General features: G+C 58.1%; 2 protein-coding genes. Both read left to right on the top strand.

Going from position 1 to position 8,711, the window contains the following annotated elements; all coding sequences use genetic code 11:
* Window positions 1-424 precede the first annotated feature (424 nt).
* Window positions 425-1,162, top strand: coding sequence for a YebC/PmpR family DNA-binding transcriptional regulator (locus WMO26_RS09510; RefSeq protein WP_349219945.1), 738 nt, complete (start codon window positions 425-427; stop codon window positions 1,160-1,162).
* 296 nt (window positions 1,163-1,458) lie between these two features.
* Window positions 1,459-8,703, top strand: coding sequence for a type IV pilin protein (locus tag WMO26_RS09505; protein ID WP_349219943.1), 7,245 nt, complete (start codon window positions 1,459-1,461; stop codon window positions 8,701-8,703).
* Window positions 8,704-8,711: the final 8 nt, after the last annotated feature.

Below are 8,711 nucleotides of genomic sequence, written 5' to 3'. Positions count from 1 at the left end.
CCGGCAATTCTGCCGGCGGCGCTTTTGGTGCAGGCTTAGAGAAGAAAGAAGGAACCGGGCGAACCTGAGACGGAAGCCGGTTTTCCATCATAAAGAGTTTTGCTGAGAAGAGACCTGAACAGAAGGCTTATGTCAAACGGGACTATTCCAAGCCCTGCTGCAGCGGCGAGCTGAGCCTCCTGCAGAATGACCGCATCGACCGGGGAGGGCTATGTTCGGCGGTTGTGGGTTTTGCGGAGGGGATGGAGCCGGGCTGTTTTTCGTGCAAAACATTCGGCCGGAAGCGGAACGGGGAGATTATGCAAAAAATCGCCCGGGCCGCTGGGAAAAGCAAGGGGAATACTTGTACTTTTCTGAAAGCTATGATAAAATTAAACGTCTGATAATTGAATAAGCATTGCTATCTTGTACGGGGGATGAAAGTATGTCTGGACATTCGAAATGGAACAACATCAAACGCAAAAAGGAAAAAACCGACGGCCAGAAGGCGAAGATTTTTACGAAGATCGGCCGCGAGCTTGCCATGGCGGTACGAGAAGGCGGCAGCGGTGATCCGGCGGTCAATTCCCGCTTAAAGGACGCCATTGCCAAGGCGAAGGCCAACAACGTTCCCAACGACAACATTGACCGCATCATTAAAAAGGCGTCCGGCGAAGGGAACTCCGACGCATATGAGGCCATCCAATACGAGGGTTATGGTCCCAGTGGCGTAGCGGTGATTGTGGAAACCCTCACCGACAACCGCAACCGCACGGCCGGCGACCTGCGCCATTATTTTGACAAGTTCGGCGGCAACCTGGGCACTACCGGCTGCGTGTCTTTTATGTTCCAGAAGAAGGGCGTTATCGTCATTGAGGCGGAAGGTCTTGACGAAGACGAGGTTATGGAAGCTGCGCTGGAAGCAGGCGCGTCTGACTTTCAGTCGGACGGAGACGTGTTTGAAATTTTTACCGAGCCGGAGGATTTCTCCGCCATCCGTGACGAGCTTGCGGGGAAATACACCTTTGTTTCCGCGGACGTGGAGCAGGTGCCAGACACTTATACTGCGATTACAGACCCGGATTTGATTGTGAAGATGGGCCGGCTGCTGGAAATGCTTGAGGACAACGACGACGTCCAAAGCGTCTGGCACAACTGGGAGAACGCGGACGACGCGGAGTAAGACGCGGCTTTTGCGGCCGTTTCCCACCGAATGAGAAAAAAGCCCGGAGCAGAAGCTCCGGGCTTTTTTTGTCTTCCATAGGAAAAATAAGGGAATAAGAGGGCGCGTCCTTCCGTATGGTGGATAAGGAGGGACAGCCTTTCCAACGGCAAAACCCAACAAACTGGAAATCATCCACAAAATTTAGCTGATTTTGATGGGAAATGTGCCAGAGTCATTGTGTTATGTGGCGAAATTTGATACAATAAAAATACATATCGAGGTTCCTGTCCGACGTGGGCGAAAAGGAGGACATCATGGGCTCTTTTTTTGCGTTCCTTTCTACATGCAGGCGGAGAAAACACGGATTTACCTTAGTGGAAGTGGTAATTACCGCAGCGGTGATTGGAATATTGGCCGCCATCGCCATCCCGAGCATCCTGACCTACCAGGTCAACAACGAAATGCAGGGCCTCAACGACAAGGCGAAAACCGTCTTTCTCGCCATGCAGGACGCCCTGATGACGTACAAAAACAGCGGCGAGTTCAATGATGCGCTTCAAGAGGCGTTCTATGACAACCCGCCCGGTACCGGCGGGACAATGGAGAACGTGTCCCTTTCCGGCGTATCAGAAGCGTTTGAGGAGTCCAAAGGGAACCTTGTGTACATGACCGTCAGCAAAAATGCGGGCAAAAGCGAGAAGCTGGTGGAATTCATCGAGCCGTATCTGATGGACAAGAGCTTGCTCGACGGCTGCTTTACCGTGGAATTCAACCGGGAAACGGGGCTGGTGTACGCGGCGCTTTACAGCGACCGGGCGGATTCTTTGAGCTACACCGAGGGCGGCGATGGCCGCACGGGTGTGGTGAATGTCTCCGCGCGCGCCTATGACGACCTCAAGCAGCGCCGGGTGGGCTATTATGGGGACACTCCCACCGGTGCGCCGGTGAGTGGGACGGAACGGCCCCGGCCTCAGATTCAAAACGGCGAAAAGCTCCTGGTTACCTGGAACGACTGCGAACCGGCGGGCAGCATGGGAATGAATATTTCCTATACCCTCAAGATTCTGTCTTCCGACGGGAAGGGAGCCCCTTACCTGGAGCTGTCCAACATCCTGCTTTCCAAGACCCCCATGCTCCCGGGCGGACAGCAGACTCTCATCACCCGCACGCCCGTGTATGACCAAAACGGCAGCATGACCGGCGAAGTGACCGAGAACTTACTGTCCCATTCTCTGACCTATGACATTGATAAGAACGAGTTCACCCTGGTCCTGGACGAACTAGTGGGCAAGGACGGGGGCATGAGCATCTTTGAAGCCTATCCCACCATCCCTTCCGGGAACATTATGGCGGTGGTGGAAGTCCGGGCCGCAGGTTCGCCCACCCAGAAGGGCCAGTCCAACGTGGAGCATTCCTATTATGCTTCCGAGGCGGTGACGCAGGAAGAGACGGTCCGTCGGGTGGCAAACCTGCGGCATTTTAACAACGTCCGCTACGGCGCGGCGGACTATCGCTACCTGCAAACCGCCGATTTTACCTGGCAGCCGGACCTTTTCGATTTTGCCGCGTTTCAGAACTATCCGTCTCGCAACGCCAGCGGGGTTTTGCTCAAGGAGGCGGAAACTTCTGACGTATTTGAGGGCCGGTACGACGGGGGCGGATCCTTTATCTCCGGCCTGCGCTTTGGCGGGGAGGAGGAAAATCTGGGTCTGTTCACCCGGGTGGGCCGCTCGGGAGAGCTGACGAAGATCGCCTTGGTGGACGGCGAGGCCGCAGGCGGCGGGAAATATACCGGCGCTTTGGCCGGGATTAACGAGGGGCATATCCATGTGTGCTATGCATCGTCCACCACCGTGGAAGGAAACGGTATAGTGGGCGGCCTGGTGGGCGCAAACGACGGCGTGGTGGAAAACTGCTACGTTAACTTTGGTGAGACGAAAGACAACGAGTTCTTTGTCAACATTAAGACCACTATACCCGAAGCGCATGAAGTGGGGGGGTTGGTGGGGTCCAACTGGTCGAACGGCGTCATCCGCACCTCCTATGTCAACGCGATGCTCGCGAATTCCACCCAGGTGCTGGAGGAAGCGGTCCTTAGCCGCATCGGCGGCATCGCGGGCGTCAATCAGAACGCAGCGCCCGATTCCATCCAGAACACGGCTTTTCTTCAGCAGACCATTTATAACGCGGCGAAATGGGTGTACACGGTGGCGGGAGATCCGGATTCCCCGGAAGGCCTGACCTATGCGGCCATGACGGAATTTGACGGCGATGCCTTTGTCTACTATCCGGGATTCGGCGCGGATGTCTGGATGCAGGCGCGGGAAGACAGCTCCGACCCGCAAGGGTATCCCTATCCCCAGCTTGTGGGTATGAAGCATTATCGGGAGTGGCCGGAAATTGAACAGCTGCCGCCTCCCTATCTGCCCATTTGGAGCCGGTATGAGGAACAATACCGTGCAGGCGGGGCGTTCACCTCCAACCTGGAAGAAAACACCCCCGCCTATAACGAGCGGTATGTCTTCAGCTTCCCGGCCATGCAGCCCAATCATTTCAAAGACGACGAGCCCTACCGCCTGGAGTTCTACGACGGCCCCTTCCGCCAGAACGACGGAGAGGACCCGGTTCTCGTCCTCGAGATTGCGGCTACCGACAACGGGGTCCCCAATCCCAACAACCCCAAGTTCACGGTAAACGTGCCGGCCAACGCCTTTGGCCTGGAAAAAGACGATTTCGAGATTACCATTGCGGAAGAAAACGGCATTTTCTATTATTTCGTCTACCTGTACCCCAATCCCTTGGATAGGCTCCACGTGAGCGGCAGCGGATTTTATACCGCGGCGGTGCGGTGCGACCGCACCGTGTACGACCAGAACGCGGATCAGCCGCCTATTTCCACCAGCCTTTATACGTCGGTGAAGTTCAATCCTCATTTCGGAAATGCAACCGCCGTCGGCTCCTGGACCTTGGGCAGCGTTTCCCATCCTTTTGAAACGCGCACTCCCCGTCAGCTGCGAAACGTCGGGAAAAGCACCGGAGCCGCCAATTATCTGGCGGACGTGTTTTCCCAGACAAACCAGATTGATTTCGGGGTGTACGCCGGTTCCAAAGGCGTGAGCAATTACCACAAACCCATCGGACAGATCTGGGAGAAAGGCGCCCCGGAAACCGTAGCGCCGTTCACCGGCACCTATCAGGGCAACCAAAAGGAAATCCGGGGACTTACCCTGCTTTCTGCTCAGCGGCAGGCGGGCCTTTTTGCGGAAAACGCCGGGGTAGTGCAGGAGGTAGTCCTGCGCATGCCGGTGATTGAATCCACCTCGTCCAATGCCCTTGTGGGCGGTATTGCCGCTAAAAACACCGGGAGAGTCAAGGCGTGTACGGTTGGCCCCGCTCCTCATACCTCCGACCTTTCCGATTTTTCGGGCCTTATGTCTACCCCGTCTAAGCTGTGGGTTCCCGCCGGCGGTACGGTGGGGGGCGTCGTGGGCGAAAATGCCGCAACGGTGACCGGCTGCCTGAACACCGCGCGGATTGCCGGAGATGCCGGCGCCACCGCCGGCGGCCTGGTGGGCCGTAACGACGGCATGGAAGCGATGGTGACCCTGAGCTACAACGCCGGCGCCGTGGGGACAAGCGAGGGAGCTTCCGACCTGAAGATCGGCGGCGTCCTGGGGGATAACCGCCGGGGAACGGTAGATTCCTGTTACAATACCGGCCGGGTACTGGTGAAGAGCGTGGACGAATACGGCATGGTCACCCCCGTCTCCGCGAAGGGAGTGGTTGGCGGCGTCGTAGGCGTTAACCAGTCCGGCTCCACGGTGCGGTATTCCAGCTCTTTGGGCTACGTGGGAAATATGCAGTCAGGAACTTCCGGCGGCATCGTCGGGCAAAACGACGGTACAGCCGCTTACTGCGCGTCGGTGGCTAGCGTGCAGCATGAGGCCATCGGGCAGAGCGGCTTCTGGTCGAACGCCGCCGTGTGCGAATCCCTTTCCGGGGCGGACTTGAAAAGCCCGGCCACCATGCTGCCCCGCCTTTGCGCCAACGGCAACAATGTCTACGCCTTCACGAAAACGGCGGAAAACTATTATTTCCCGTTTGCCTCCTTGCGTATGGCGGAAAATCTTCACCGCACGCCCTTTGAGGAAGCCATCGACACCCATGCATTCCATTCCATTCTAACCAACTCGGAGAATCTGGAAATCAGCTGGCTGAAATATCCCGGAGCGTCCAGCTACAAGCTGTTCGTGGAAGGGAACCTGCCCACCGCGGGCGACCCTGCCTACGGCATGACGGCTTCGGCTGGGAACCGCAATTTGTTCCAGGCCTTCGACCCTATCGACGCCAGCGGCTTTCTTGTGGAGCAGCCGGCGGGTGGGTATTTGGACGTCTCCCATTTCCTTCTGGAACAAGACAAAGGTCTCAACCGGTATCGAGGGCGGCTGAAAATTACGCTCTATGCATATTCGGAGAACGGCAACCTTCTGGCCAGCCGCACCCATTACGCCCACACCGACTTTGCCAACGACCTGGACGAAACCGGCAAGGTGGTCATGGAAACCATCCAAAAGGGGGACGGCAGCTATGCCCAGGCTTACCAGGTTAGTTCGCCCGCCCATCTGGAGGCGGTCAAGTACCGCCTGGACGCGAATTTCGTACAGACGAATGTCATCAGCCTAACAAACGACTTTATTTCCGACCGGTACGACCAAAAAACCGGCATAAGCAGCGGCAAGGATATGCACGGGCTCTTCTATCCCATCGGCCGGATGTTCTATTCGGTGGGCGGCACCGGCGTCAATTACGCCTACGGCACCGGCCAGCCCTTTGACAACCAGGAAATTTCCTCCGTGGGCAATATGAACGACAACCCCAGCGCCAACAGCTGGCAGGGGATGTTCCGCGGCTATTACGACGGCGGCGGTTATGTCATCACCGGCCTTGCCATGGAAATCGAAGCCACCACCTCCAACAGTTTCTTTACCGGTCTGTTCGCCACCATCGGGGAAACCGGCGTGGTGCGCAATCTTGCGGTGCTCAACAGCAAGGATATGAACATGCACTTCTCCGGCACCCAGCTTCCACATCTGATGATGGGGAGCATCGCCGGGTACAACGCGGGCTTGATTCAAAACTGCTACCGGGACGGCGGCTTGGTCACCGGCACCAGCAGCCACGGGCCTACCACCATGTCCATCGGGGGGGTGGTGGGATACAACGCCATGACGGGAAAGATTTACTCGAGCTATAACAACAGCGACGTTGTCTGTATCAAGTACTATACCCCCGACCAGGTGCCTCACAACCGGGGCAACAACACCGGCGGCATCGCGGCTTTAAACGCCGGGCAGATTTATAACTGCTACAATTCCGGCCGGATCGAAAGCGATTACCGCCGTGTGAATAACACCACCAGCCTGACTCCTACCGGCCAGATCGACAGCAACAACAAGATCGGCGGCATCGTGGGCGTCCACTACGGCAGCGATACCAGCTTCATCCGCAATTGCGGCTATTATCAGCACGGCCTGACGCCGGTCATCAATCCCAACAACAGTTCCTACATGAACGACCGGTCCGACTACACCTATACAAACTTCAACCGCGTGGTTTACCAGACGCTGCCGGCAGTGGGTTTGAGTGTCAAGCTGCGGGCTGGAAACCAGAACAACAAGTACCAGCTCAACGACACCGCCTACGACGTGGGGCAAGTATCCGGCGTCACCCTGGGCAGCGGCAGAAACGGGCAAAAGCCTCAAAATACTTACGGCTATTCCTTTGACCAGCTTTCCGGCGTCCAGGACACGTATTATGCCAGCGACGTCATCCAAAACACCAATTATTCCGACGGACCGGCCAGGGCGGAACAGTACCAGTCCATTATCAGCCTGCTTAACACCGGCCTGCCGGAGGGGTCTTCCGCCTGGCGGCGGCGGATGTCCGACGGGCTGCCGGAACTTGTGGATAACCCCCACAAGGTCACCGACCAATTGGCGGCACCTCAAAACGTGCAGGTTTCCATCCCCGAGCAGATTGTCTCCTATCCCATCACCAGCACGGTGAAGTGGGACGCGGTGGAGAACGCCAAGACCTATACCGTCTATATCCAGGAGCAGGGGACCAGCAACCGTTCCCGCCTCCTTTCCACCGACAAGCTTACCGCGTCGGTCACGCTAGACAGCTTCTATGCTGGGCGCAAATGGGAGTTTTTGGTGGTGACAGACGGGTACGCCGACCAGCTGCTGGGTAAGGCATACCTGGATTCGGACCCGGCCGTCAGCGGCCAAGCGGTGGTGCCGCCTTTGCCCGCGCCAGTGCTGACGCTCACGAATCTGGACGACGGCGCGGTGCCCTTGATGGCGAGCCTGTCCTGGACGAAGGTGGCAAATGCCGCCCAGTATGAGCTATATGTGGACGGAGCGCTTACCGCCACCCTTCCCGCAGACGCCGCCTCCTACATCCTGCCCCTTTCGGAAGACCGGGCGAATAAGGTGACCCTCAAAGCGGTCCATGGGGACGTTCCCACCCTGGAAGCCATCCCCATGGATTTGGGAGTGCGGCGGATTTTGGGGGTATCCCTGGACGGCGGGACCACTTCCGCGGACGGCGCCGCCGTCACCTACCATACCATTGTACGTTACAGCGCCGCCCTGACCCAGGCGGATTCACTGGAGATGATGGTGCTCGACGGCAGCACCATCGTCAAGCGGGAGCAGGTTTCCCTGGCGGGCACGTCGGGCGTCTTCGCTTACGACATGGCGTTGCCCTATGTAAAAATCGCAGGCAAAACTTTAACCGTGCGGGTCACCCCGGTTTTCGATTCCTCTTATGTGCCGGTGGAACCCTCCGACACCCTGCGCAAGCTGACCAACCCTATGGACGCGTCGCTGACGGTACCCTATCTGCAGCTATCCAGCCCGTCCAACCTGACGGTAACGGCGGACGGCGCCAGCGCCGCCCTGCGCTGGGATGCGGTAGTGAACAACAACGGCTATGAGGTGGTGTTGGAGCATCAGAGCAGCACGGGCGCCAACCTAGGTACCTACCGCACGGTGACGGCAGTGGACGCCCTCGGCTATACCGCAGTGCTGAGCCGGGCGGTGGAGGACGGGGACCGCTTAGTGACTACCGTATGTGCAAAAGGCTCCGACGCCAAGAAAACGGCCGATTCTCCGCCTACGACCCGCACGGTGAAGTTTTCTCTGCCGTCTGCCGACTGGATTCTCGCCAGCACTGCGGAGGACACCGCCTCCGCCTACCGGGTGGTCCTTCATTGGAAGCCGGTGAGTGGCGCCGTGCGCTATCAGACGGAAGCGGTGGACGCGCAAAGCGGCGAGGTCCTGGCAAACGCCCCGGACGCGCCCCAGACCACCATGACGCAGCTCGGTTTCACGTTCGCCAAAGAAGCGGCTTTGCGGCAGGTGCGGCTGACCATCCGGCCCTATGACCAGAGCGGCAATCCCCTTGCCCCCTTGCAGGTAACGGCTGCCATTGCGAAGAGGGAAGACGCGGACGTCCGAGTGTCTGCCCGCCCGCTTCGCTCTGGGCGGAAATGAAGAAGGAG

This window comes from Solibaculum intestinale, from assembly GCF_040096205.1.
Classification (GTDB): Bacteria; Bacillota; Clostridia; order Oscillospirales; family Acutalibacteraceae; genus Solibaculum_A; species Solibaculum_A intestinale.
The sequence above is the reverse complement of the archived record's forward strand: the minus strand, read 5'-3'. Positions and strand labels throughout refer to the sequence as shown.

Coding starts and splice junctions, on each gene's coding strand:
- WMO26_RS09510 (WP_349219945.1), top strand. CDS start 425: ATGTCTGGACATTCGAAATGGAACAACATCAAACGCAAAAAGGAAAAA.
- WMO26_RS09505 (WP_349219943.1), top strand. CDS start 1,459: ATGGGCTCTTTTTTTGCGTTCCTTTCTACATGCAGGCGGAGAAAACAC.